A 24253-nucleotide genomic window follows, 5' to 3' on the forward strand; every position below is an offset into this window, starting at 1 on the left:
TCATTCCTTGACCTCAAATCGTTTGTGAATCCAGTCGACCAGCTTGGCCTGCGGATAACCCATCAACCAGTAAATCACCGCCATGGCGGTCAGCATTTCCAGCACGCGAAAGCTCGATGAGCGAATCTGCAGCGCCACATGCGCAAGTTCTCCCACCGCGATCACCGACACCAGCGAAGTGTCCTTGAACAGCGATACCCAGGTGCTGGCCAACACCGGCAGCACACGTCTCCAGGCCTGCGGGATGATGATCTTCTTCATCGCTTGCCAGCGGCTCATGCCCACGGCAATCGCCGCTTCCATCTGGCCTTTGCGAATCGAATTGATGCCGGCGCGGAAGGTCTCGGCGTTGTAGGCAGAGACATTCAGGCAGAGCGCGATCAGCCCGGTGGTGAAGGCCGAGAACTCGATGTGCAGAAACACCGGCATCACATAGAACGCCCAATACACAACGAGGATCAGCGGCAGGTTGCGAAAGAACTCCACAAACCACAGTGACGCGGTAGAAAGGATGCGCGAGCGCGACAGCCGCATCAGCGCCAGCACGATGCCGGCCGGGACCGCCGCCAGCATGGTCAGCACGGTGAGCAGCACGGTCAGCCCGGCGCCGTGCGCCAGGTCCCAGCGGTGTTCCCAGACAATGTTCCAGTCGAGATTCATGAGCGCCCCAGGTGCGCGATGCGCTGGTAGAGGCGGTCGATCAGCCGCGAGCCCGGGAACAGGATGATGAAATAAATCACCATCACGGTGGTGAACACCTCAATCGGCCGGTAGCTTTGGCCGGCGATGGTTTCGGCGCGCTTCATGAGCTCCGGCACGGCGATCACGGCAGCAATGGCAGTGTCTTTGATGGTGATGGAAAGGATGGAGCCGAAGGAGGGCAGCATGCGCACCAGCGCTTGCGGCAGTACCACCTTGCGCACGATCTGCGCGCGAGACATACCCAGCGCCAGCGCGGCGCGTACCTGCCCGGGGCGGATGGATTCAATGCCGGCCCGTACGATCTCGGCCACGTACGCGGCGATGTGCAGCGTCAGCGCCATCAGCGCGGCCCAGAAGGGGTGAAAGCTGATGCCCGTCAGGATGGGCACGGCGAAATAAAACCACACCAGAATCACCAGCACGGGAATGGCGCGCTGCGTGTCGATGTAAAAAACAATCGGGATGCGCAGCCACGCGGGGCCGTATACGCGGCCCAGGCCGAGCGCGGTGCCCAGCACCAGGCTGCCCGCAGCGGTCAGCACCGACAGAAGCAATGTGAGCCCCAGGCCGCCCAGCAGGTACTGCCAGCTGTCGATCAGGGGTGAAAAATCAAGTTCCATGGGGACGGGTCTGTCTCGCAAGGCAGGGCCGGGTGCAGCCTGTGGGCCACACCCGGCCGCGCAGGGTTACATCGTGCCGATGACGCGGATTTCGTCCGCTTCGAGCTTCGGCTTCATGGTTTCGTTCACGGCCTTGAGCCAGTTGAAGTACTCGGGCTGGTTCTTGTCGATGGCCAGGCCGATGGGCACCGCCTGCTCGTTACTGTTCTGGCAATTGTTGCCATCAGGCAGCGCCTTCAGGCCCTTGACCTTGCGGTTCAGTGCGACCCATGGCACCCGGTTGATAGGCGTCACGTCGGCTCGTTTGGCCATGATTTCTTCCACGGGCGCGGCTGTGCCGGCGGTGGACACGCCGCGCAGTTTGGCATTGGGGAAGCGCTTCTTGACCCAGTTCTCTTCTCCGCCGCCGGTGAAATACGCCACCGTGATGTCGGGGCTGTTGAACTCGTCAATCGATTTCGCCTTGGCCACCTTCGGGTTGTCGGCACGGCCGAACATGCACAGCGCCGTGGCCGAGTAGGTCACGAAGTCCACCACCTTCAGTCGCTCAGGCGTTACCGACAGCGGCGAGATCGTCATGTCGGCCTGGTTGGAGGCCAGCACCGGCACCTTGGTCTCGTGCGAGACGGGAACCGGCTGCAGCTTCACGCCCAAGAGGCGCGCATATTCATTGGCCAGAATCCACGCCGGGCCGGCCCAGGCATCGCCCGAACCGGTGGTGTTTTCGACCAGCCAGGGCGGGTTCGACAGCACGGCGGCGCGCAGCACGCCGGCTTTCTTGATGGCGTCAATGCGCGCGCTGGTACCCGGCGCCGGCACAGCCTGCGCAAAAGCCTGGCCCACGCCGGCTGCCATCAGCAGGCCGGCGATGAGCGCCGGCAGCTGCCGGCGGATGAGTGAGGGATGTTTCATGCTTTGTCTCCTGGTTGTAATGCGCCGTTTCCCCGGCGCGGGTGGGTGATGGTGATGTGTCTGCCTGGAATGTTCAGTACCGCCGGCCTGCGCAAAAGGCGGGAATTAGCCAAGCATGAGCCGTGGAACCGGCTTTGCCGGGCCACAGGCGGGCGGCCCCCTCGGGGGGCAGCGCATTACGCGAAGCGAAAAGCGTGGGGGCCATACTCAGCGCCAGGCTTGGGCGAATTCGCTGATGACCCGTTCCAGGTGGGCGCGCATGGCAGCGCGTGCGCCTTCGGCGTCGCGTGCCAGCAATGCGCTAAACACACGCTGGTGGTCTTCCTGCGAAGCTGCGCGCAGCGCAGGGGAGTGAAAGTGCGCTTCCATCTGCGACCATAGCGGCCCACGCGCGTGATCCCACAGCGCAGTCACCATCTGCAGCAGCACGCTGTTGCCGGTGGCTTCTGCAATCCGCAGGTGAAAGAGCCGGTCAGCCGATTCGTTGGCGAGCTTGTCGGCCATGTGTTCGCGCATGGCCGCCAGAGCGGCAAAGATGCGGTCCAGGTCGGCGTCCTGGCGGGTCACTGCGGCCACCGAAGCAATTTCCGATTCGATCAGGCAGCGGGCGCGCAGCACCTCAAAAGGCCCCGGGCCGGTTTGTGGCATGAACACGGGCGGGCGTATGGCCGGCAACTGCGCCACATAAATGCCGGAGCCGCCGCGCACCTCGACTGCGCCCTGCAGCTCCAGCGCAATGATGGCCTCGCGTACCGAGGTGCGGCTTACGTCAAACCGCTCGGCCAGCGCGCGCTCTGAAGGCAGGCGGGCGCCGGAGGCAAATTCGCCCTGCCCAATCAGCTCCAGGATCTGCGCAGCCAGCTTTTGGTAAGACCGGTCTGTGTTAGAGGCCGGAAGCACTACCTCTGGAACTGTGGGGGCTTTGACGGGTGATGTACTCATAAGAATAAAGTGGTTGGACCAAATTATTCATGGCACACCAATTCTCGATATCGTGGTTTACCACTATAAATATGCCCGCCTGGCCTCCCTAAGATGGCGCCATGCAAKAACTCACTCCGGCGGCGCTGCCCGCCCTGGCCGACTGCGGCATCACGATTCCCCTTTTTGACAGAAAGTCTTCCCGCATCGGCGTAGTGCATCTGGGCCTGGGTGCTTTTCACCGCGCCCACCAGGCCGTGGTGTTTGATACCTTGCTTCAAAACGGTGACGCCCGCTGGGGTGTGCTGGGCGTGGCCATGCGCACCACGCAGCTCGCCGACGCACTCGCGCAGCAACAGGGCTTGTATTCGATGCAAATCAACAGCCATGTGGGCCGTAGCTGGCAGGTGGTGGGCTCGGTGCTCGGCACCTGCGTGGCGGCGCGCGAGGCGCAGCGCGTGATCGATGCCATTGCCGCGCCTTCCACGCGCTGGGTCACGCTGACGGTGACCGAGAAAGGCTACGGCCCGGACCTTGCGGCTTTACTGGTCAAAGGCCTGGACGCACGCTGCCAGGCTGGCGTCGGCGGGTTGACGATAGCTTCGTGCGACAACCTCACCGACAACGGCCGCAAGCTGCAAAGCTTATGCCTGGACCATGCCGGGAAGCACGACGCAACACTGGCGGACTGGATAAAGGAATACTGCGCCTTTCCGAACAGCATGGTTGACCGCATTGTTCCGGCCGCTACCGCCGAACGGCTGCAGGAAGCAGCTCAAGCGCTGGGCGCTGCCGATCAATGCGCCGTCAGCACTGAAGGCTTTTGGGAATGGGTGATTGAAGACCGCTTCGCCGAACCGGCCGACGCAAAGGTTCTGGCCTCGGCGGACGTACAAGTGGTGGCGGACGTGAAGCCCTTCGAGCAAGCCAAGCTCTGCATGCTCAACGGCAGCCATACCGCCATAGCCTTGATGGGCGCCGTTTTGGGGCTGCCGACAGTCGCCGATTGCGTGGCCAATGCGGACATCCGCTGGTTTGTCCACTACCTGATGACCGATACCATGATGCCGCAGCTGCAGCGTCCCGGCCTGCCGGCCTACCGCGATGCCCTGCTCGCGCGTTTCGCCAATGCAGAGCTGCATCACAAGGTGCACCAGATCGCCTCTGACAGCTCGCTCAAGATACCCTTGCGTTGGTTGCCCACACTGCAAACTCGGCTGTCGGCCGGCGCTGATGTCGAGCCACTGGCCTTCGCGGCGGCCGTCTGGATGCGCTACCTGTTGGCCGAAGATGAGCAGGGCCGGCCTTATGTGATTTCAGACCCTGCCGGCGAGCGCCTGCAGACGCTTGCGAAACAGCACCCTGATGATGTGCTTGCCACAGTCGCGGCCTTGCTCGGGCAACCGGCCATCTGGGGCGACATGCTGCCGGCCGATACGCGCTGGACTTCGCGGGTGGGCTTCTGGCTGGAACGTATCCAGGCGCTTGGCGTTGGTGTGGCGCTTGCGCAATTCAAGGCAGCGCACGCGCCGCACGCATGACTGCGCTTGCCCTCTTCACGTCCCCCTCATTCCAACAACCGAAAACGAACCTCCACCATGATCCCCAAGCATCCCCCCATCCACGACCAGGTCGCCCTTGTCACCGGCGCCAATGCCGGTATGGGGCTGGCCACGGTACGAGCGTTGCTGGATGCGGGCTACCGTGTCGCGGCAACAGATTTGCACACCGAGGCAGTGGCCAGCGAGCTCGCCCACCACGGCAACCGCCTGGCCTGTTTTGTCATGGATGTGAGCGACCATGCCCAGGTGCATTCGGCGTGTGACCAGATCGAAAAACACTTCGGCCGCATCGACGTCTGCGTCAACAACGCCGGCTTTCTGCAATACGCCAACTGCGAGCAGACCACGCCCGAGCTCTGGCACAAGACGCTGAGGATCAACCTGGACGGCGTGTTCTATGTGAGCCAGCGCGTCGCTCCCGGCATGAAGGCGCGCGGCTTCGGCCGCATCGTCAACATATCGTCCTACGGCGCGAAGACCGGCGGCTTGTCGCCACTACCCGCGTATGCGGCCAGCAAGGGCGCGGTCATTTCTCTGACCTTCAGCTTTGCGCGTGAGTACGCACCCTTCGGCGTCACCTGCAATGCGCTGGCGCCCACTTTTGTCAAAACGCAGATGCTGACCGAGCAGGTGAGTGCGGAGCGGCAGGCAGAGTTGCGGCAAAAGATTCCTGTGGGCCGCTTCTGTGAGCTTGAAGAGCTGGCCCACAGCGTGCTGTTCCTGGCGCATCCGCTCAGCGGCTTCATCACCGGCGAGGTGCTGGACCTTAATGGTGGTCTGCAGTTTGACTGAAGTGCAAAACCGGCTTTTCAAGCCGCCAGGCTGAGACCCACCTTGCTGGCTGCGGCCACGATCTCTTCCCACGTGCTGGCGTCGATCTCAATGCCATCTCGCTCGCGCTCCACACGCGCGCGGCGCTCCGGTTCACCGGCTATCTGCACGGCGTCGACACCGTCGGCCGGCGGGCTTTTGCGCAGCCAATCGACGAAAGCCAGCGCCTCGGTTTCCATGCTCGACTGTGTGCCCAGCTTGCCCGGGTCGATCAGGATGGTGAGCATGCTGTTGTAGACAGCCCGCCCGCTCACGGTGGGATGGTGCCAGGTGCCACCGCCGGAGAGCGCGCCGCCCAGCAGCTCGCAAGCCACCGCCAGGCCGTAACCCTTGTGCTCGCCGAAGGGCATGAGCGCGCCAAAGAATCCGTTCGCTTGCGGCACCACTACCACACCGGGGTTGGTGGTCGGCTGGCCGTGTTCGTCGATCAGCAGGCCCGGCTGGACGGATTTGCCCTGGTTGTGCGCCACGCGCATTTTTCCCTGGGCCACGCGGCTTGTCGCGAAATCCAGCACGAAAGGTGGTTTGTCCTTGAGCGGTATGCCGATGCAGCAGGGGTTGGTGCCGTAACGCCCATCCGTGCCGCCCCAGGCCGCCACGACCGGCCGTGTCATCACGTTCACGAAGTGCAGGGACACCAGCCCCTGGGCCACCGCCATCTCGGCGAAGTGGCCGATCCGGCCCAGATGGTGGGATTGCGCCAGCGTCATGATGCAGCTGCCGTGTGTTTTGGCGCGGGCCATGCCCAGCGCCATCGCCTGCTCGCCAATGGCCTGGCCGTAACCGCGCTGGCCATCAAGGCTGAGCAGCGAACCGGTATCGAGCAAGGTTTTGACGCTGGCGTTGGGCGTGAGGCCGCCTTCGAGAACGGCATCGACGTAGCGCGGCAGCATGCCGATGCCGTGGGAGTCGTGGCCGCTCAGGTTGGCCATCACCAGGTTGGCGGCGACTTTTTCCGCCTCGGCGGCCGTACTACCGGCTGCTATGAAAATAGTAGCTGCTTGCGCACGCAGGTATTGGGCTTGAAGCACTTTTTGCATGTGACGCCCTCTTACATCACCGCGCCGACTTGCCAGGGCACAAACTCGTTTTGCCCGTAGCCGTGTTTTTCACTCTTGCTCGGTGCGCCGGAGGCCGTGGCCAGCACCATCTCGAAAATGCGCTGCCCCATCTCCTGCACCGTCACGCCGCTGTCGATGATCTCGCCGCAGTTGATGTCCATGTCTTCTTCCTGCCGCTGCCACAGCGCCGAGTTGGTGGCGAGCTTGAGCGAAGGCGAGGGTGCGCAGCCGTAGGCCGAGCCTCGGCCGGTGGTAAAGCAGATGATGTTGGCGCCGCCGGCCACCTGCCCTGTCGCGCTGACCGGGTCGTAGCCCGGCGTGTCCATGTAGACAAAGCCGTGGTCCTTGACGGGCTCGGCGTATTCATACACCGCCTCCAGGTTGGACGTGCCCCCCTTGGCCACTGCTCCCAGCGACTTTTCCAGGATGGTGGTCAGGCCGCCGGCCTTGTTGCCGGGCGAGGGGTTGTTGTTCATTTCGCCCTCGTTGATCTCGGTGTAGTGCTCCCACCACTTGATGCGAGAGATCAGTTTTTCGGCGATCTCAGGGCGCACGGCGCGCCGCGTCAGCAAATGCTCGGCGCCGTAAATTTCAGGCGTTTCGCTGAGGATGGCGGTGCCGCCATGCGCCACCAGCAAGTCCACTGCCGCGCCCAGCGCCGGGTTGGCGCTGATGCCCGAGTAGCCGTCGGAGCCACCGCACTGCAGTCCGATGGTGATGTGCGCGGCGCTGCAGGGCTCGCGCTTGACCTTGTTCGCTTCGGGCAACATTTCCTTGATCATCGCAATGCCCTTGGCCACCGTCTTGGCTGTGCCACCCGTGTCCTGGATGCTGAAGACGCGCAGGGTCTCGCCTTCGCGCAGGCTGCCGTGGGCCAGCCAGGCATTGATCTGGTTGGACTCGCAGCCCAGGCCCACCACCAGCACGCCGGCGAAATTGGGGTGCGTGGCGTAGCCGGTCAGCGTGCGTTGCAGGATCTGCAGGCCCAGGCCATCGCTGTCCATGCCGCAGCCAGTGCCGTGCGTCAGCGCGACCACGCCGTCGACGTTGGGGAAGTCCTTGAGCGCGGCAGGATTGTTTTGCCGCGAGAAATGGTCGGCAATGGCGCGCGCGGCGGTGGCCGAGCAGTTCACGCTGGACAAAATACCGATGTAGTTGCGCGTGGCAACACGGCCGTCGGGCCGCTTGATGCCCATGAAAGTGGCTTCGCGTTTGGCAGGTGCCGGCTTCACGTCGGCGCCAAACGCGTAATCCCGCGTGAAATCGCCCTTGTCGGGGCCCATATCGAGGTTGTGCGTGTGCACATGCTCGCCGGGTGCGATAGGTTTGCTGGCAAAACCGATGATCTGGTTGTAGCGCCGCACGGGCTCGCCCGCGGCCAGCGCGCGCGTGGCGATCTTGTGGCCGGCCGGGATCAGGCCGCGCACGGCGATGTTTTCGACCTGGGTGCCGCCCACCAGCTGGGCGCGGGCAATCAGGACGTCATCGGCGGGGTGAAGGCGAATAAACGGGGTCATGGTCTGAATTTCTGTGTTTTACATCGAGGGCCATCGCGGAACCGGCTTCGCCGGACCGCAGGTGGCGCCCCCTCAGGAGAGAAGCACGAAGGCGCCCCAGGGGGTGATTGTTTCATCTTCAGTAAAACATCTTCGGCAACCAGAGTACCAATTTGGGGAAGTAGGTGATGATGATCAGGCTGCCCAGCAGCGGAAACAGCCAGGGCAGGATGGCGACGGTGGTGCGCTCCACCGACAGCTTGGCCACGCGGGCCAGCACAAAGAGCACCATGCCCATGGGTGGATGCAGCAGGCCGATCATCAAATTGAGCACCATCACCAGTCCGAAGTGGACCGGGTCGACGCCCAGCTGCGTGGCAATCGGCACCAGGATGGGCACCAGAATCGTGATGGCGGCGGTGGGTTCGAGGAAGCAGCCCACAAACAGCATCAGCAGGTTGGCCAGCAGCAGGAAGACCCAGGCCTCCTTGGTGAAGTCCAGCACCCATTTGGCAATGTCAGTGGTCACGCCGGTGGCGGTGAGCATCCAGCCGAAGATTGAGGCCGCGGCCACAATGAACAGCACGGTAGAGGTGGTTTCCACCGTATCAAGGCAGACCTTCACAAAGCTCTTGAAGGTCAGCGTGCGGTACCAGGCAAACCCGAGGATCAGCGCCCAGACGCAGGCGGCAATGGCGCCTTCGGTGGGGGTAAAGATGCCGGTGGTCATGCCGCCTATCAGCAGCACAGGCGTCATGATGGGCAACACGGCCTGGAATTTGAAGGCCTTGTCGGCCGCAAACAGCGCCACCAGCGCGGCGGCCACGGTAATCTGCGGCGGAAAGTTCAGTTTGCCGATCAGCAGCCACAGCAATAATGGCCAGCCGATGACCACGGCGGTTTCCACCAGCGCCTTGTTCAGGCGGCTCCATGCGAAGGGAACATCGGCGCCCCAGCCGTTCTTGTGCGCGAAGTAGGCCACGGTCAGCATCATCAGGATGGCCATCATGACCCCCGGCAAAATGCCCGCCAGGAAGAGCGCACCCACGCTGACGTTGGCCATCATGCCGTAGATCACAAAGGGCAGGCTGGGCGGAATGATGGGGCCCAGCGTTGCCGAGGCGGCCGTCACACCCACGGCAAACTCGGTGCTGTAGCCATGGTCCTTCATGGCCTTGATCTCAATGGTGCCCAGGCCGGCTGCGTCGGCAATTGCGGTGCCGCTCATGCCGGCAAACACCACCGAGCCCACCACGTTGACATGGCCCAGGCCGCCCTTCATCCAGCCGACCAGCGCCAGTGCGTAGTTGTAGATGCGGTTGGTGATGCCGGCGTTGTTCATCAGGTTGCCGGCCAGGATGAAGAACGGCACGGCCAGCAGCGGAAAACTGTCGATGCCGCTGACCATGCGGTGAACCACCACAAAGGGCGGCGAGCTGTTGGTGAACAGGATGTAGACCAGCGACGCCCCGGCCATGGCCATGGCCACCGGCAGGCCACCGCTCATCAGGAACAGGAAAATAACCTTCAACATTCAGCGGTCCTCCATCGTGGATTCAGGGCGTTCCAGTACGCTGTAGCCGCGCCGGAAATTGGTACGCATGACCCAGACGGAGCGCACGGCCATGGCCGCGAATCCGATCAGGCAGACGCCGTACACCAGGTTCATCGGCAGGTCAATGATGGTCATCTTGTAGTTGCCCATCTTGTCCATCATTTGCCAGGTCAGCACGACCATGGCGGCCAGGAAGGCAATGCGCAGCACGTCGGTCAGCAGGGCCATGGCGCGCGCCAGCCAGGTGGGCATGAAGCGGTAAAAGAAGTCGACCTGGATATGGTTGTTCTTGGCCACGCCAATGGCGGCGCCGACGAAGACGGTGGCGATCAGCAGGTAGCGCGCGATTTCTTCCGTCCAGGCGGCAGAGTTGTTCATGACGTAGCGCGTGAAGAACTGGTAGAAAACCGTCAGGCCCAGGGCCCAGAAGAAAAACAGCGCCGCCCAGGCTTCAACAGGCGTGCCGGACAGGTCGACGGCTTCATCCGTCGCATGGAACTCGCCGTCGTCGCCCATGACCTTGGGCAAGGCGTCAATGTCGGGAATGGAAGTCATGTTGGTGGGGTGTGAAGTGGGGAGGCCCTTTCCTCCGATGGAGGAAAGGGCGGGAAGTGCTGGCCCCGGCGGGGGCAAGGACTTACTTGATGGCCTGGATGCGGTCCCAGTCCTTCCGGTCGTAGCCCATCGAGGCCATGTCCACGGCCTTGACGATGTGGTCGCGGAACTCGTCCTTGTTGACCGTAATCATGTTGATGCCTTTTTTCTTGAACTCGTCCACCAGCTCGGCTTCACGTTTCTGGATGTCGGCTGTGGCTTTGGCGGCCGCTTCCTGCATCACGTCGGTAAAAACTTTTTTGTCGGCGTCGCTGAGCTTGGTCCAGACGTGGGGGCCAATCTGCGTGACCAGCGAATCGAGGATGTGACCGGTCAGGATGATGTTCTTCTGGACTTCATAGAACTTCTTGGCTTCGATGGTGGGCAGCGGATTTTCCTGTGCATCAACCGTGCCGTTTTGCAGTGCCAGGTAGACCTCGGCAAAAGCGATGGGCGTCGGGTTGGCGCCGCAGGCGCGCGGCAGGGCCATGTAAGCCGGCACGTCGGGCACACGCATCTTCAGGCCCTTCATTTCCTCACAGGTCTTGAAGGGCTTGTTGCTGGTAGAGTGGCGCGCGCCGTAATAGGTAACGGCCACGGTCTGGACACCGGTTTTCTGCTTGTAGCCGTCGGTCAGTTCCTTGAAGACGTCGCTCTTCGCGTATTTCAGCAGGTGCTCCGGGTCGCGGAAGGTGTAGGGGTAGTAGGCCACGCCAATGCGCGGGAAGCTGCGGGCTGCGAACGAGGCGCCGGAAATGATGATGTCGACGGTGCCCAGCTGCAGGCCCTGGTTGATGTCGCTCTCCTTGCCGAGCGTGGACGCCGGGAACACCTGGATCTCATAGCGGGCGCTGGTGCGCTTCTTGATCTCGTCGGCTGCCCAGACTGACCACTTGTGGTAGGCCTCGGAGGTCTCGTAAACGTGCGCCCATTTCAGCTTGGCTTGTGCCGACGCAATGCCGGAAAAGCCCATGGTGCCCGCCAGTAAAGCGCAAGCAGCTATTGTTTTAATAGCAAATCGTTTTTTCGTCAGTGCATTCATGATGTCTCCTCTAGGGGTGGTTGGCTGGCTTTGAAATCCCGGCAGGCGCGCCAATCGCATGCCGTCTTGCTCTCACCCCGGGGCAGCCGCCTGCTCGCCGGGTTCCTTCAATTCCTGCGCCTCCGTCCAGCTCACGCTGAAGCGGGTATGTGAGTTGTCCATGTGCTGGTGCATCGCCAGGCGGGCTCCGGCCGTGTCATGGTTGCGGATGGCGGCCAGGATCGCCTCATGCTCAACGATGGCGGCGCGCCAGGACTGGACGGTTTCGAAATAGCCGCCCAGCCGCTCGAAAAGCGGCCCGCGGCGGGAATCCCAGAAGTTCTGGACGGTTTCGATCAGCACCACGTTGTCGCAGGCTTCCACAATGGCGGTATGAAAGGCACGGTCGCCATCCAGCGGCATGACGCCGCGATCAGCGTCATGTTTCATGGATTCAATCGCTTCGGCCATGAGTGCAATGTTCCTGCCGCTGGATTGGGCCGCGGCCATGGCGGCGGTTTCGCCTTCCACGACACGGCGCGCGCGTATGAGCTCCAGCGGGCCCCATTCATCGGCGGCAATCTGCGGCCGCGCATCGCCATCCAGGGCGGTCGGCATGTTCCTGTCCAGCACATAAATGCCGGAACCGGTGCGCACTTCCACCCAACCCTCGACTTCCATGGCAATCAGGGCTTCCCGCACGGAGGGACGGCTCACTCCCAGCTGTTTGGCCAGGTCCCTTTCGGCCGGAAGCCGCGARCCCACAGGAAACTCCCCCGTCATGATCAACGAACGAAGCTGCTCAGCGATCTGACGGTAAAGGCGTTTCGGCTCAACGGTTTGCAGTGGCATGCGGTGGGACAGTCAAAGGTGAAAACGGGGGAAATTAAGGGTAAGCCAGAATTGGACAAGTGGTAAGGCCAATTAATAATCCCATGAAACTGCTGCGCGAGCATCCGGCAAAACCCTGTAAAGCTGATGGTCCACCCCGTAGGCCGAGGGGATCCGGCGGATGCCGTCAGGTCGGTAACGCCGCCTTCATCAATTACCGGCAATTAGCCGCCGATTACCAAGGAGAACGCATGAGATTAAAAGGAAAGAAGGCACTGGTCACCGCAGCCGGGCAGGGCATCGGCCATGCCACCGCGCTGGCGATGGCGGCTGAAGGTGCACAGGTGTGGGCGACCGACCTGAAACCTGAGCTGCTGGAAAGCTACAAAGGAATTGCCAACATCACGGCATTGCCGCTGGACGTGCTGGACAAGGCGGCAATCCAGAAGCTGGTAGGCGGCCTGCCCCCCCTGGACATCCTGTTTAACTGCGCCGGCTTTGTGCATGGTGGTACTGCCCTGCAAGCCACCGATGCCGATCTTGAGTTCGCCTTCAACCTGAATGTGCGCGCCCAGTTCTGGATGATCCAGGCAGTGTTGCCCGGCATGCAGGCCAAAAAGGGCGGCAGTATTGTCAATATGGCCAGCGTCTGCAGCAGCATCAAGGGGCTGCCTAACCGCTTTGTCTATGGCACCACCAAGGCAGCCGTGATTGGCCTCACCAAAAGCGTCGCGGCCGACTTTGTGGGCGACAGCGTGCGCTGCAATGCGATTTGCCCCGGTACCGTGGACACGCCTTCGCTGCAGGACCGCATCAATGCCAATGAGGATCCCGTGGCGGCCCGCAAGGCCTTCATCGCACGCCAGCCGCTGGGCCGGCTGGCGCAGGCGCATGAAATTGCGCCGCTGGTGGTCTTTCTTGCCAGCGACGAAGCGGCGTTTGTGACCGGCCAGGCCTACAACGTCGATGGTGGCATCACCATATGAACCAGCTGGACCTGCGGGGGCGCCATGCGGTGATCACCGGCGGCGCGGTCGGGCTGGGTTTTGCCATTGCACAGCGCATGCTGGCTTCGGGCGGCACAGTCACCCTGTGGGACATCAACCCCGAGGCGCTGGCCGCGGCCCGGGGTGCACTGGGTGTGGGCGTGCATACGGTGGCCGTTGATGTGGCCAGCCATGTCAGCGTGGTGGAGGCGGTCAAACAAACCGTGGCACACAACCCGGCCATTGACGCACTGGTGAATTCAGCCGGTATCACCGGCCCCAACGTCAAGCTCTGGGATTACCCACCCGAGCAGTGGATGCTGGTGCAGCAGGTCAACCTTAACGGCCTCTTTTTTTGCTGCCGCGAAGTCGTGCCGCACATGCGAGCACGCAACTATGGCCGCATCGTCAATATTGCCTCGGTGGCCGGCAAGGATGGCAACCCGAATGCCAGCGCCTACAGCGCCAGCAAGGCGGCGGTGATCGCGCTGACCAAATCGCTGGGCAAGGAACTGGCTGACACCGGTGTACGCGTCAACTGCGTGACGCCGGCCGCGGTGAAAACGCCGATCTTCGACCAGATGACGCCGGAACACATCCAGTTCATGCTCTCGAAAATCCCCATGGGCCGCTTCGGTACGCCCGATGAGGTGGCAGCCATGGTCAGCTGGCTCTGCACCGAAGATTGTTCGTTTTCCACCGGCGCGGTTTTCGACCTGTCGGGCGGCCGCTCTACTTACTAATTGCCCATCATTAACCAAAAGGAAAAACCATGAAACTCGTTCGCTATGGCAACCCCGGCAAGGAAAAGCCGGGCCTCATCGATGCCGACGGCAAGCTGCGCGACCTGAGCGCCGTCATCAAGGACATTGGCCCTGACCAGCTGGGCGATGCAGCCATTGCCAAACTGCGCAAGCTCAAGACCGACAAACTGCCGCTGGTCAAGGGCTCGCCGCGTTACGGCAGTCCCGTTACGGGCGTGCCCAAGTTCATCGCCATTGGCCTGAACTACGCCGACCATGCGGCCGAATCCGGTTTGCCGATTCCCGCCGAGCCGGTGGTCTTCATGAAGGCCACCAGTTGCATCCAGGGCCCGAACGATCCCATCATGCTGCCCAAAGGTTCGGTCAAGACCGACTGGGAAGTCGAGCTTGGCGTGATCATCGGCAAGACCGCCCGCTACGTCTCGCAAAAAGAAGCGCTGGACTACGTGGCCGGCTACTGCACCATCAACGACGTGAGCGAACGCGAGTTCCAGATCGAGCGTGGCGGCACCTGGGACAAGGGCAAAGGCTGCGACACTTTCGGCCCGCTGGGTCCCTGGCTCGTTACACGCGACGAAGTGCCCAACCCGCAGAAGCTGGGCCTGTGGCTGGAAGTGAACGGCAAGCGCGTTCAAAAAGGCAACACCAAGACCATGATCTTCAGCGTCGCCAGGATCGTCAGCTACGTGAGCCAGTTCATGACGCTGGAGCCCGGCGATGTCATCACCACCGGCACCCCGCCGGGCGTGGGCTTGGGCATGAAACCGCCTGTGTACCTGAAGAAGGGCGACAAAATCTCCCTGGGCATCGAAGGCCTGGGCGAGCAACACCAGACGGTGGTGGCGTTCAAGAAGTAATCCAAGAGAGCGGCGCCTGCGGTCTGGCAAAGCCAGTCCCCGCGGGCTGCCCGCTGGCATTTTTCAACCCGGCAACAGCCGTGAAAATGGGGCTGGCCGGATTTGTGCATCAAATCGACCTCCAGCCCATGCGGAACGTGCGCAAGTAGCTACTAATTTGATAGCGCATGGCATGCAGAGCGATGCGAAGCGACCTGAGCCAAGGCCAGCTTGAGCCGCGGAACTGGCCTTGCCGGGCCGCAGGGCGGCCGGTTCTCGGGGCAGGAAGTGAGTCTGAACGGGGGGTTTACCCTATTCAACGTTAGAACTGGGTCTCTATACGTGGGGGCCAAACAACCCCTGCTTGCCGATGGTCATCAAAGTGTTGCAAAATAGAACGACCGTTCGTTTTATTTTGTAGCACCCATGGCCATCACAGAACTCCCCGCTAAAGCCTCCCGCGCCCCGGCAACGGGCAGCGCCGTGGCCAAAAGCCAGCAAAAAGGCCAGCAGACCAAGGCTGCCATCGTGGATGCCGCGCTGGGCCTGGCGACGCAGATCGGGCTGGAAGGTCTGAGCATTGGCGCGCTGGCCGAAGTCATGCGCATGAGCAAGTCGGGCGTGTTCGCCCATTTCGGCTCACGTGAAGAACTGCAGATTTCCGTCATCCGCGAATACCACGTGCGCTTTGAAGAAGAAGTCTTCTTCCCTGCCTTGCAGCAGCCGCGCGGCCTGCCGCGCCTGGCGGCGCTGTTCCATAACTGGATGAACCGCACCTCCATCGAAATTGATTCGGGCTGCCTTTACATCAGCGGAGCGGTGGAGTTTGACGACAGGCCCGGCCCGGTGCGCGATGCGCTGGCAGGCTCGGTGCGCACCTGGCTCGCGGCCATGTACCGCGCTGTGGTGCAGGCCAAGGAGGCTGGGCACCTGCTTCCCGATGCGGACGAACACCAGATGGCTTTTGAAATCCACGGCCTCATTCTCGCTCTGCACTACGAAGCCCGTTTCCTGAAGACGCCCGGTTCCATTGACCGCGCCAATACCGGTTTTGCCAACATCCTGGCGCGCTACGGCAGCGATGCCTCCCTTTCCACCTTGCCGAAGAAAGCTTCCGGCAAGGCGTCCCCTTCCAAACCAGTTTAAGCAAAAGGAATCCACCATGCCCCAGTACAGCCCGCCCTTGCGCGACATGCAATTCGTCATGCACGAAGTGCTCAAGGTCACCGACGAATTCAAGGCCATTCCCAAGCATGCGGAGGTTGACGTCGAGACCATCAACGCCGTGCTTGAAGAGGCCGGCAAGTTCGCTGCCGAAGTAACCTTTCCGCTGAACATCAGCGGTGACGAAGAAGGCTGCAAGCTCGACAAGACCACGCATGAAGTCACGCCGCCCAAAGGGTTCAAGGAAGCTTACGCGCAGTACGTCGAAGGTGGCTGGGCTGCGCTGAGCTGCGACCCTGAATATGGTGGGCAGGGCCTGCCGTTTGTGCTGAACCAGTGCCTCTACGAAATGCTCAACTCGGCCAACCAGGCCTGGACCATGTACCCGGGCCTCTCGCACGGCGCCTATGAAGCCCTGCATGCGCATGGCACCGACGACCAGAAAAAACTCTACCTGCCCAAGCTCACCAGCGGCGAATGGACCGGCACCATGTGCCTGACCGAACCGCATTGCGGCACCGACCTGGGCCTCTTGCGCACCAAGGCCGAGCCGCAACCCGACGGCACCTACCGCCTGACCGGCAACAAGATATTCATCAGCGCTGGTGAACACGACATGGCCGCCAACATCGTGCACCTGGTGCTGGCCCGGTTGCCTGATGCGCCGCAGGGTAGCAAGGGCATCAGCCTGTTCGCCGTGCCCAAGTTCAACATCGGCAAAGACGGCGCCCTCGGTTCGCGCAACGGCATTTACTGCGGCGGCCTGGAGCACAAGATGGGCATCCACGGCAACGCTACCGCGCAGATGGTGCTCGAAGATGCTGTCGGCACCATGGTGGGTGCTCCCAACAAAGGCTTGGCTGCGATGTTCGTGATGATGAATGCCGCACGCCTGGGCGTGGGCAACCAGTCGCTGGGCCTGACCGAAGTAGCCTTCCAGAATGCGCTGGCCTATGCCAAGGACCGGATTCAGATGCGCTCGCTGTCTGGCGTCAAGGCCAAAGACAAGCCGGCCGACCCGATCATCGTGCACCCCGACGTGCGCAAGATGCTGCTCACGGCCAAGGCCTATGCTGAAGGCGGCCGTGCACTGGCGATTTATTGCACGCTGTTGCTCGACAAGGAACTGCACCACCCCGACGAAAAGGTGCGCAAGGATTCCGGTGAAATCGTCGCCTTGCTCACACCCATCGTCAAAGCCTTCCTGACCGACAACGGCCACATTTCGACCAACGCCTGCATGCAGGTCTTCGGCGGCCACGGCTTCATCAAAGAGTGGGGCATGGAGCAGTTTGTGCGCGACAACCGCATCAACATGATTTACGAAGGCACCAACACCATCCAGTCGCTCGACTTGCTGGGTCGCAAGGTGCTGGGCAACAACGGCGCCACGCTGAAGAAATTCGGCAAGGTGATCGGTGCGCTGATCGCCGAAGAAGGTGTCAATGAGAAGATGGCCGAGTTCATCAACCCACTGGCTTACCTCGCCGACCAGATGACCAAGTTCACTACAGAACTAGGCTTCAAGGGCTTCCAGAACCCCGACGAAGTGGGCGCTGCTGCAGTGGACTACCTGCGCGTGGCCGGCCACCTGGTGTTTGGCTACTTCTGGGCCTTGATGGCGCAAACCGCGCTGCGCGAAATCGCTGCCGGCAACACGGACAAGTTCTATGTGGCCAAGTTGCAGACCGCACGTTTTTACTTCGCCAAGCTGTTCCCCGAGACCGCCACGCTGATGCGCACGGCGCGCGCCGGCAGCAAGGCGCTGATGGAAACCGACGAAGCGTTAGCCTGAGCCTTTTGTACAGATCAACGGGAGACACCATGAAACGCAAATTGCTGGTCCTGGCCTTGAGTCTTGTTGCCATCCCTGCGCTTGCCCAGAATACGCCCGTGGGCTTGTGGCGTGGCTTTGACGAAAAAACCGGTGACCCCAAAGTCGAGGTCCGCATCGTGGAGGCGGGCGGCGTGCTGAACGGCAAGGTCGAAAAGCGTCTGTCCCCCGGTGTCAAACCCGACGACATCTGCACCGAATGCACGGACGACCGCAAGGACAAGTCGCGGTTGGGACTTGAAATCATTCGCGGTGCCAAGAAGTCGCCCGACAGCGACGTCTGGGAAGGCGGCAAGATTCTCGACCCCGAGAACGGCAAGAGCTATTCCCTCAAGATGACGCCCATTGAGGGTGGCAAGAAGATGGAAGTGCGTGGCTCCATCGGGCCTTTTGGCCGCACCCAGACCTGGGTGCGTGTGCAATGAGCATGCTGAAAGTGAGGACTCGCCATGGGTGAAGCAATTTCCCGTTTGCGGTCATTGCCTTTTGGCGGCGGTGGCAGCACTGCGCCGGCCGCGCGCCGCTGGTGGGGCCACCACCTGCTCAAGAAGCCGTTTTTCGGCCGCTTCATGAAACCCTGGCGCTGGCCGGCCAGTGTGCCGCAAGAAGGCTGGGAAAGGGTGCAGATAGCCAGCCGCAGCACCAGCCAGCTTGAGGCCATCGTCGCGCGCACGCCGCTGGCCCCGCGCGGTGTGGTGGTGTGCGCCCATCCCATGGGTTTTTCATGCAAGGGGTTCTGGCTGCGCCACGGCCATGCCCAGGCGCTGCTGGACGCAGGCTTTCATGTGGTGGCTTTCGACTTCAACGGTTTCGGCGAAAGCCCGTCGACCAATTTCGATTACCCCGGTGACGTGATATCGGTGGGCTGCTGGGCGCGTGGCGCTTTTGCCGGGCTGCCGGTGCATGCGCTGACGGCGTCTTTCGGCGCGATCAATACGCTGAGCGCGATTGATGAAGCGGATTTTCCTTACGACAAGGTGGTGGCTGAAGCTTGCGCGCCCTCGCTGCCCGATTTCTGGAAAGCTTATCCTTTTGCCCATGCCGTGCTCAACATCAGCCGGCGCATTAACCCGCAAGGCGAGTTGCGCCTGCGGCCCGTACACCACCTTGCCAACATGCGCGACGTGGACGTGCTGCTGATACACAGCCAGGGCGACCGCTGGACGCCGGTGCCTTTCGGCGATGCATTGCAGCAGGCTGCTTCACGTCCTGAACGCATCCAGCGCCTGATCCTTGAACGCGCCGCCCACACCCACGGCATGCGCGACGAGCCACAGCGCTACTGGAGCGCCGTGCTCGAATTTTTCAACCAGATTCCCTCAACCAGGTCTTAACCATGTCCCGATTCCAAGTCAAGAAAGTCGCCGTCCTCGGCGCCGGTGTCATGGGCGCGCAGATCGCCGCCCATCTGGTCAACGTCAAGGTGCCTGTGGTGCTGTTTGACCTCGCGGCCAAGGACGGCCCGAAGAACGGCATCGTCATCAAAGCGGTCGAAGGCCTGAAAAAACTCAAGCCGGCCCCGCTGGGCGTGCCTGAAGATGCGGCGCTGATCCAGCAGGCCAATTACGAAGAGAACATGGAGCTGCTCAAGGAGTGCGACCTCATCATCGAGGCGATTGCYGAGCGCATGGACTGGAAGACCGACCTGTACCACAAGATCGCGCCCTTCATTGCTGAAGGCGCCATCGTGGCCAGCAATACCTCCGGCCTGTCGATCACCAAGCTGAGCGAGGCGCTGCCCGAATCCATCAAGCCGCGCTTTTGCGGCATCCACTTCTTCAACCCGCCGCGCTACATGACGCTGGTCGAGCTGATCAACACGCCGACCACCGAACCCAAGGTGCTCGACGACCTGGAGGCGTTTGTCACCAGCGCGCTGGGGAAAGGCGTGATCCGCGCGCACGACACACCCAACTTCATCGCCAACCGCGTGGGCATTGCCAGCATGCTGGCCACCATCAAGGAAGCCGAAACTTTTGGTCTGACCTATGACGTGGTCGACGACCTCACCGGCAAGAAGCTGGGCCGTGCGAGTTCGGGCACCTTCCGCACCGCCGACGTGGTGGGCCTGGACACCATGGCCCACGTCATCAAGACGCTGCAAGACAACCTGGGCCCCGCCGGCAGCGGAAAAGTCGAAGACCCGTTCTCCGATGTGTATGGCACGCCGCCCGTGCTGGCCAAACTGCTTGAATCCAAAAGCCTGGGCCAGAAGACCGGCGCCGGTTTTTACAAGAAGCAGGGCCGCGACATCCTGCGCCTGGATCCGGAAAGCATGGAATACGTGCCCGCCGGCGCCAAGGCCAATGAGGTCGTCGGCCGCATGCTGAAGAAGACCGCGGGCGAACGCCTCAAGCTCTTGCGTGAAGCCGAGGGCGCCGAAGCGCGTTTCCTCTGGGCCATCCTGCGCGACCAGTTTCATTACGCCGCCGTGCACCTGGAAAGCATTGCCGAAACCGCACGCGACATCGACTTCGCCATGCGCTGGGGCTTTGGTTCCAAACAGGGTCCCTTCGAGCTGTGGCAGCAGGCCGGCTGGAAGCAGGTCGCCACCTGGATCCAGGAAGACATTGATGCCGGCAAGGCGCTGTCCAAAGCGCCGCTGCCTGAGTGGGTGTTCAAGGGCCCTGTGGCCGAGGCCGGTGGCGTGCACACGGCCGAAGGCTCGTGGAGCGCCTCAGCCAAAAAATTCATCCCGCGCCGCAAGCTGCCCGTGTATGAGCGCCAGTTCTTCCCCGAAGATGTGCTGGGTTCAAAAGCGCCCGCCTTTGAAACCGCCGGCACGACCCTGCATGAAGATGACGCGATCCGCCTCTGGACGCTGGACGGCGTCAATGGTGAAGTGGGCGACGTGTTGATCGCCAGCATCAAGACCAAGATGCACGCCATCAGCCCTGACGTGGCCGAAGGCCTCGCGATGGGTGTGGATCTGGCGGAGAAAAGCTACAAGGGCATGGTCATCTGGTCCAACGACGAGATGTTCTCGGCCGGCGCCGACTTGCAGGCCATGCTGCCCGCCTTCATGATGGGCGGCGCCAAGGCGATTGAAGGCGCTGAGGCCGAATTGCAGAACGTGATGCTCAAGCTGCGTTACGCAGCCGTGCCCGTGGTGTCGGCCATTCGCGGCCTGGCGCTGGGCGGCGGTTGCGAAATGGCAGTGTATTCGGCCAAACGCGTGGCCGCGATGGAAAGCTACATCGGCCTCGTCGAAGTCGGTGTGGGCCTGGTGCCCGGCGCCGGTGGCCTGGCTTACATTGCCCGCCGTGCCGCGGAGAACGCCTCTACCTCGACCAACAAGGACATCCTGCCTTTCCTGACCGAAGGCTTCACTGCCGCGGCCATGGCCAAGGTCGGCACCAGCGCGATTGAAAGCCGCAAGATCGGCTATCTGCTCGACAGCGACGTAATCGTGCCGAACAAGGATGAGCTGCTGTTCGTGGCGCTCAATGAAGCGCGCGCGCTGTTCAACTCGGGCTACCGCGCGCCGCACAAACGCCAGTTCCCGGTGGTGGGCCGCAGCGGCCTGGCCACCATCAAGGGCCAGCTGGTCAACATGCGCGACGGCGGCTTCATCAGCGCGCACGACTTCCACATCGCCAGCCTGATCGCCGGCGTGGTGTGCGGCGGTGATGTTGATGCCGGCACGCTGGTGACCGAGGAGTATTTGATGACGCTGGAGCGCAAGGCGTTCTGTTCATTGCTCGAGCACCCAAAAACGCAAGAGCGAATTATGGGAATGATGAGCACCGGAAAACCTGTTCGCAATTGATGAACACCCCCATCGGACACTCACTGCGTGTAGCGCCTTTCCCCCTTGCAGGGGGCAACGCCTGCGGCCCGGCAAAGCCGGTTCCGCGGCGTTTGCTGGTTGGGAGAAAGATATGAGCGACCACAAGCCCAACCGCCTGGCGCGGCAGCTGCAGCGGCTCGATGAGGTGCCAGCCTTTGCGCGCGGCTGGTTCCGCAGCGTGGTGCTGCGTCGCGCCGTGCCATTTACCGGCACCGCTGGCCTGGACTTTATTGAGATGGGCACGGGCCGGGTCGAGATCGGCATCAGGAACGAGAAGAAGGTGCAGAACCACATCGGCGGCGTGCATGCCTCGGCCATGAACCTGGTGGCGGAAACCGCCACCGGCATGGTGGTGGGCATGAACGTGCGCGACGACTGCATCCCGCTGGCCAAGGAACTGAAGATGTCGTTCAGGAAGCGCGCCACCGGCGCCCTGCGCGCGGTGGCCACGCTGAGCGACGAGCAGCGCGCGGCCATGCAAGCCAGCGACAAGGGTGAAGTCACCGTGCCGGTCACTGTGACCGATGAAGCCGGCGTCAACCCGGTCGAATGCGAATTTGTCTGGGCCTGGATTCCCGCCGGCCCACGGAAAAGTTAACCGAGAAATTTCAAGGAAACCATCATGGCCAAACAAGTCCAGGACGCCTACATCGTCGCCGCCACTCGCACGCCCATCGGGCGCTCGGGCCGCGGCTATTTCCGCAACATGCGGCCCGATGACCTGCTGGTCAAGGCGCTGCAGGCCGCGTTGGCGCAAGTGCCGTCGCTTGACCCGAAGGCGATTGAAGACATCATCTGCGGCTGCGCAATCCCCGAAGGCCCGCAAGGCCTGAACGTGGCGCGCATCGGCGCGGTGCTGGCCGGCCTGCCCACCAGTGTGGGCGGCATCACGGTCAACCGTTTCTGCGCTTCCGGCTTGTCGGCCATCCAGATGGCGGCCGACCGCATCCGCGTGGGCGAAGCCGACGTGATGATTGCCGCCGGCACCGAAAGCATGAGCATGGTGCCCATGTCGGGCAACTCGCCCTCGCTGTCGCCCAATATGTTCATGAACGACGAGAACGTCGGCATCGCCTACGGCATGGGCCTGACGGCCGAGAAGGTGGCACAGCAGTGGAAGGTTTCGCGCGAGGCGCAGGACCAGTTCGCGCTCGAGTCGCACCTCAAGGCCATCAAGGCGCAGCAGGCCGGCGAGTTCAGTAACGAGATCACGCCGGTTGAGGTGACCGACCGCACCGCCAACCTGGAAACCGGCGAAGTCGTCGCCAAGACGCGCACCGTGAGCCTGGATGAAGGCCCACGGCCTGATACCTCGCTGGAAGGCTTGGCCAAACTCAAGACGGTGTTTGCCGCGCGCGGCTCGGTCACCGCCGGCAACAGCTCGCAGACCTCCGATGGTGCGGGTGCGCTGGTATTGGCCAGCGAAAAGGCCGTCAAGGACTTCGGCCTGAAGCCGCTCGCCCGCTTTGTCAGCTACGCCGCCAAGGGCGTGCCGCCCGAAATCATGGGGATCGGTCCGATCGAAGCCATTCCGGCAGCTCTGCGCTACGCCGGCCTCAAGCAGGAAGACATCGACTGGTTTGAATTGAACGAAGCCTTCGCCGCACAGTCGCTGGCGGTGATCAACACGCTCAAGCTCGATGCCTCCAAGGTCAACCGCATGGGGGGCGCCATCGCGCTGGGCCATCCCCTGGGCGCGACCGGTGCGATCCGCGCCGCGACCGTGATCCATGCGCTGCATCGCCACCAGCTCAAGTACGGCATGGTGACCATGTGCGTAGGTATGGGTCAGGGCGCTGCGGGTATTTTCGAACGCGTGTAAGGCCGTCGGCGGCGGCCCCGCTGTCGCGCTTGCGGCAGCGGTTATGGCAGCTGCGGGGCAGACTGGGCTTTTCCTGACTGGAGACAGAAGATGGAGCGAATCACGGTTCTGACCCAGGACTCCTGGGCGCTGGCAGCGACGGTGTTTGCAGCGGATCCCGCGGGAGGCGAGGCCCGCGGCGGCGTACTGCTGGCCGGTGCGATGGCCACGCCCCAGCAACATTACGAGCCCTTCGCCCGCTGGCTGGCCGCGCAAGGCTTTACCGTTCTGACGCTCGACTACCGCGGCACTTTTGCCTCCGGCGGTGAGCGCGTGGCATCCACTGTTGCCACCTTCGATACCTGGGGCCAGCAGGACGTGAGCGCCGCTGCACGGTTCCTGCGGCAACGCGTACCGGACCTTCCGTTGTATTACCTGGGCCACAGCCTGGGCGGGCAGTTGTTTGCCAGTTCTGAAACCACACACCTCTTCCAGCGTGCCATCCTGGTTGCCAGCGGCAGCGGTTACTGGCCCCGCCTGCGCAGGGCCGTGCCGCGATGGGGCCTGTTTGCCGCCACGCAGATCTGGGGGCCCTTGCTGGTGCCGCTGTTCGGCTATTTCCCGGGTCAAAGACTGCGCAAGGTCGGCAACATTCCCGCCGGTGTGATGCGGCAATGGACGCGCTGGTGCCGCCATCCCGACTACCTGGCGCGTGATGCCCACCAGCGTGAACGTTTTGAGCGCGTGCAGACGCCGATCACCTACTTCAACTCCAGCGACGACGAGGTCTTTTCCCAGTGGTCGGCAGACCGGTTCGTGGCCTTGTTCGGTGCACGGCGGGAGCCAGTGCAATGCCTGACCCTGGAGCCGGAAAACCTGGGCGTCAGGCATATCGGCCACTTCGGGTACTTTCGCGACAGGCTTCGCGCCAGTTTCTGGCCGCAGCTGGTGCAACACCTTCACGCCTGATGC

The 24253-nt window shown here is 62.5% G+C and carries 23 protein-coding genes; 13 read left to right on the forward strand and 10 right to left on the reverse strand.

Annotation, left to right across the window (positions count from 1 at the left end; genetic code table 11):
• The 4 genes from AC1D0Z_RS03865 to AC1D0Z_RS03880 form a co-directional block, all read right to left on the reverse strand.
• Nucleotides 1-660, reverse strand: coding sequence for an amino acid ABC transporter permease (locus tag AC1D0Z_RS03865; RefSeq protein WP_477656924.1), 660 nt, complete (start codon nt 658-660; stop codon nt 1-3).
• A complete protein-coding gene (locus AC1D0Z_RS03870; protein WP_477656925.1) occupies nt 657-1322 on the reverse strand; it encodes an amino acid ABC transporter permease in 666 nt (221 codons plus the stop codon). Before AC1D0Z_RS03870 ends, AC1D0Z_RS03865 begins: the two co-directional genes overlap by 4 nt.
• A gap of 66 nt (nt 1323-1388) precedes the next feature.
• The gene (locus AC1D0Z_RS03875) at nt 1389-2234 is read right to left on the reverse strand and encodes a substrate-binding periplasmic protein (RefSeq protein ID WP_477656926.1); all 846 of its coding nucleotides are present in this window, start codon (nt 2232-2234) and stop codon (nt 1389-1391) included.
• 207 nt (nt 2235-2441) lie between these two features.
• Nucleotides 2442-3176, reverse strand: coding sequence for a FadR/GntR family transcriptional regulator (locus AC1D0Z_RS03880; RefSeq protein ID WP_477656927.1), 735 nt, complete (start codon nt 3174-3176; stop codon nt 2442-2444).
• A gap of 101 nt (nt 3177-3277) precedes the next feature.
• On the opposite strand from AC1D0Z_RS03880, the gene AC1D0Z_RS03885 reads away from it, so the two are divergent.
• Entirely contained in the window at nt 3278-4696 is a 1419-nt protein-coding gene (locus AC1D0Z_RS03885) for a mannitol dehydrogenase family protein (RefSeq protein WP_477656928.1), read from the forward strand.
• A 57-nt stretch (nt 4697-4753) separates the two neighbouring features.
• Entirely contained in the window at nt 4754-5509 is a 756-nt protein-coding gene (locus AC1D0Z_RS03890) for an SDR family NAD(P)-dependent oxidoreductase (RefSeq protein WP_477656929.1), read from the forward strand.
• Between the two features lie 17 nt (nt 5510-5526).
• On the opposite strand, the gene AC1D0Z_RS03895 is transcribed toward AC1D0Z_RS03890, so the two are convergent.
• The 6 genes from AC1D0Z_RS03895 to AC1D0Z_RS03920 all read right to left on the reverse strand — a co-directional run bounded on the left by AC1D0Z_RS03895 (nt 5527) and on the right by AC1D0Z_RS03920 (nt 12127).
• A complete protein-coding gene (locus tag AC1D0Z_RS03895; protein ID WP_477656930.1) occupies nt 5527-6588 on the reverse strand; it encodes a malate/lactate/ureidoglycolate dehydrogenase in 1062 nt (353 codons plus the stop codon).
• Nucleotides 6589-6599: 11 nt separating this feature from the next.
• Entirely contained in the window at nt 6600-8126 is a 1527-nt protein-coding gene (locus AC1D0Z_RS03900; RefSeq protein WP_477656931.1) for a UxaA family hydrolase, read from the reverse strand.
• 118 nt (nt 8127-8244) lie between these two features.
• Nucleotides 8245-9639, reverse strand: a complete 1395-nt coding sequence (locus tag AC1D0Z_RS03905) for a TRAP transporter large permease (protein WP_477656932.1) — start codon at nt 9637-9639, stop codon at nt 8245-8247.
• Nucleotides 9640-10215: a TRAP transporter small permease gene (locus AC1D0Z_RS03910; protein ID WP_477656933.1), complete on the reverse strand. Its 576-nt coding sequence runs from the start codon at nt 10213-10215 to the stop codon at nt 9640-9642. It lies immediately after the preceding gene.
• Nucleotides 10216-10297: 82 nt separating this feature from the next.
• Nucleotides 10298-11296: a sialic acid TRAP transporter substrate-binding protein SiaP gene (locus tag AC1D0Z_RS03915; RefSeq protein WP_477656934.1), complete on the reverse strand. Its 999-nt coding sequence runs from the start codon at nt 11294-11296 to the stop codon at nt 10298-10300.
• Between the two features lie 72 nt (nt 11297-11368).
• The gene (locus AC1D0Z_RS03920; RefSeq protein WP_477656935.1) at nt 11369-12127 is read right to left on the reverse strand and encodes a FadR/GntR family transcriptional regulator; all 759 of its coding nucleotides are present in this window, start codon (nt 12125-12127) and stop codon (nt 11369-11371) included.
• A gap of 230 nt (nt 12128-12357) precedes the next feature.
• Here AC1D0Z_RS03920 and AC1D0Z_RS03925 point away from each other — a divergent pair, with 230 nt between their 5' ends.
• The 11 genes from AC1D0Z_RS03925 (at nt 12358) to AC1D0Z_RS03975 (ending at nt 24250) form a co-directional block, all read left to right on the forward strand.
• On the forward strand, nt 12358-13092 hold the full coding sequence (locus AC1D0Z_RS03925) for an SDR family oxidoreductase (RefSeq protein ID WP_477656936.1): 735 nt from the start codon (nt 12358-12360) through the stop codon (nt 13090-13092).
• Complete coding sequence (locus AC1D0Z_RS03930; protein WP_477656937.1) at nt 13089-13835, forward strand: SDR family NAD(P)-dependent oxidoreductase; 747 nt, start codon at nt 13089-13091, stop codon at nt 13833-13835. Before AC1D0Z_RS03925 ends, AC1D0Z_RS03930 begins: the two co-directional genes overlap by 4 nt.
• 29 nt (nt 13836-13864) lie before the next feature.
• A complete protein-coding gene (locus AC1D0Z_RS03935; RefSeq protein WP_477656938.1) occupies nt 13865-14713 on the forward strand; it encodes a fumarylacetoacetate hydrolase family protein in 849 nt (282 codons plus the stop codon).
• A 405-nt stretch (nt 14714-15118) separates the two neighbouring features.
• The gene (locus tag AC1D0Z_RS03940) at nt 15119-15838 is read left to right on the forward strand and encodes a TetR/AcrR family transcriptional regulator (RefSeq protein WP_477656939.1); all 720 of its coding nucleotides are present in this window, start codon (nt 15119-15121) and stop codon (nt 15836-15838) included.
• A 16-nt stretch (nt 15839-15854) separates the two neighbouring features.
• Nucleotides 15855-17651, forward strand: a complete 1797-nt coding sequence (locus AC1D0Z_RS03945) for an acyl-CoA dehydrogenase C-terminal domain-containing protein (protein ID WP_477656940.1) — start codon at nt 15855-15857, stop codon at nt 17649-17651.
• Between the two features lie 29 nt (nt 17652-17680).
• The gene (locus AC1D0Z_RS03950) at nt 17681-18115 is read left to right on the forward strand and encodes a DUF2147 domain-containing protein (RefSeq protein WP_477656941.1); all 435 of its coding nucleotides are present in this window, start codon (nt 17681-17683) and stop codon (nt 18113-18115) included.
• A gap of 24 nt (nt 18116-18139) precedes the next feature.
• Nucleotides 18140-19024 carry an alpha/beta hydrolase family protein gene (locus AC1D0Z_RS03955; protein WP_477656942.1) on the forward strand — a complete coding sequence of 295 codons (885 nt, stop codon included), beginning with the start codon at nt 18140-18142 and terminating at the stop codon, nt 19022-19024.
• Between the two features lie 2 nt (nt 19025-19026).
• Nucleotides 19027-21459 carry a 3-hydroxyacyl-CoA dehydrogenase/enoyl-CoA hydratase family protein gene (locus AC1D0Z_RS03960; protein ID WP_477656943.1) on the forward strand — a complete coding sequence of 811 codons (2433 nt, stop codon included), beginning with the start codon at nt 19027-19029 and terminating at the stop codon, nt 21457-21459.
• A 112-nt stretch (nt 21460-21571) separates the two neighbouring features.
• Nucleotides 21572-22078, forward strand: a complete 507-nt coding sequence (locus AC1D0Z_RS03965; protein WP_477656944.1) for a DUF4442 domain-containing protein — start codon at nt 21572-21574, stop codon at nt 22076-22078.
• Between the two features lie 24 nt (nt 22079-22102).
• Nucleotides 22103-23302 (forward strand): acetyl-CoA C-acyltransferase, encoded by a 1200-nt coding sequence (locus AC1D0Z_RS03970; RefSeq protein ID WP_477656945.1) that lies wholly within the window; start codon nt 22103-22105, stop codon nt 23300-23302.
• A gap of 90 nt (nt 23303-23392) precedes the next feature.
• On the forward strand, nt 23393-24250 hold the full coding sequence (locus tag AC1D0Z_RS03975) for an alpha/beta hydrolase family protein (RefSeq protein WP_477656946.1): 858 nt from the start codon (nt 23393-23395) through the stop codon (nt 24248-24250).
• Nucleotides 24251-24253: the final 3 nt, after the last annotated feature.

It is taken from the genome of Polaromonas sp. P1_E3, from assembly GCF_056405935.1.

Bases quoted from the DNA above. Each gene is read 5' to 3' on its own strand.
- AC1D0Z_RS03915 (WP_477656934.1), bottom strand. From the start codon at position 11,296: ATGAATGCACTGACGAAAAAACGATTTGCTATTAAAACAATAGCTGCT.
- AC1D0Z_RS03955 (WP_477656942.1), top strand. From the start codon at position 18,140: ATGGGTGAAGCAATTTCCCGTTTGCGGTCATTGCCTTTTGGCGGCGGT.
- AC1D0Z_RS03895 (WP_477656930.1), bottom strand. From the start codon at position 6,588: ATGCAAAAAGTGCTTCAAGCCCAATACCTGCGTGCGCAAGCAGCTACT.
- AC1D0Z_RS03945 (WP_477656940.1), top strand. From the start codon at position 15,855: ATGCCCCAGTACAGCCCGCCCTTGCGCGACATGCAATTCGTCATGCAC.
- AC1D0Z_RS03950 (WP_477656941.1), top strand. From the start codon at position 17,681: ATGAAACGCAAATTGCTGGTCCTGGCCTTGAGTCTTGTTGCCATCCCT.
- AC1D0Z_RS03900 (WP_477656931.1), bottom strand. From the start codon at position 8,126: ATGACCCCGTTTATTCGCCTTCACCCCGCCGATGACGTCCTGATTGCC.
- AC1D0Z_RS03970 (WP_477656945.1), top strand. From the start codon at position 22,103: ATGGCCAAACAAGTCCAGGACGCCTACATCGTCGCCGCCACTCGCACG.
- AC1D0Z_RS03875 (WP_477656926.1), bottom strand. From the start codon at position 2,234: ATGAAACATCCCTCACTCATCCGCCGGCAGCTGCCGGCGCTCATCGCC.
- AC1D0Z_RS03905 (WP_477656932.1), bottom strand. From the start codon at position 9,639: ATGTTGAAGGTTATTTTCCTGTTCCTGATGAGCGGTGGCCTGCCGGTG.
- AC1D0Z_RS03940 (WP_477656939.1), top strand. From the start codon at position 15,119: ATGGCCATCACAGAACTCCCCGCTAAAGCCTCCCGCGCCCCGGCAACG.
- AC1D0Z_RS03910 (WP_477656933.1), bottom strand. From the start codon at position 10,215: ATGACTTCCATTCCCGACATTGACGCCTTGCCCAAGGTCATGGGCGAC.
- AC1D0Z_RS03935 (WP_477656938.1), top strand. From the start codon at position 13,865: ATGAAACTCGTTCGCTATGGCAACCCCGGCAAGGAAAAGCCGGGCCTC.
- AC1D0Z_RS03865 (WP_477656924.1), bottom strand. From the start codon at position 660: ATGAATCTCGACTGGAACATTGTCTGGGAACACCGCTGGGACCTGGCG.
- AC1D0Z_RS03890 (WP_477656929.1), top strand. From the start codon at position 4,754: ATGATCCCCAAGCATCCCCCCATCCACGACCAGGTCGCCCTTGTCACC.
- AC1D0Z_RS03930 (WP_477656937.1), top strand. From the start codon at position 13,089: ATGAACCAGCTGGACCTGCGGGGGCGCCATGCGGTGATCACCGGCGGC.
- AC1D0Z_RS03880 (WP_477656927.1), bottom strand. From the start codon at position 3,176: ATGAGTACATCACCCGTCAAAGCCCCCACAGTTCCAGAGGTAGTGCTT.
- AC1D0Z_RS03965 (WP_477656944.1), top strand. From the start codon at position 21,572: ATGAGCGACCACAAGCCCAACCGCCTGGCGCGGCAGCTGCAGCGGCTC.
- AC1D0Z_RS03975 (WP_477656946.1), top strand. From the start codon at position 23,393: ATGGAGCGAATCACGGTTCTGACCCAGGACTCCTGGGCGCTGGCAGCG.
- AC1D0Z_RS03870 (WP_477656925.1), bottom strand. From the start codon at position 1,322: ATGGAACTTGATTTTTCACCCCTGATCGACAGCTGGCAGTACCTGCTG.
- AC1D0Z_RS03925 (WP_477656936.1), top strand. From the start codon at position 12,358: ATGAGATTAAAAGGAAAGAAGGCACTGGTCACCGCAGCCGGGCAGGGC.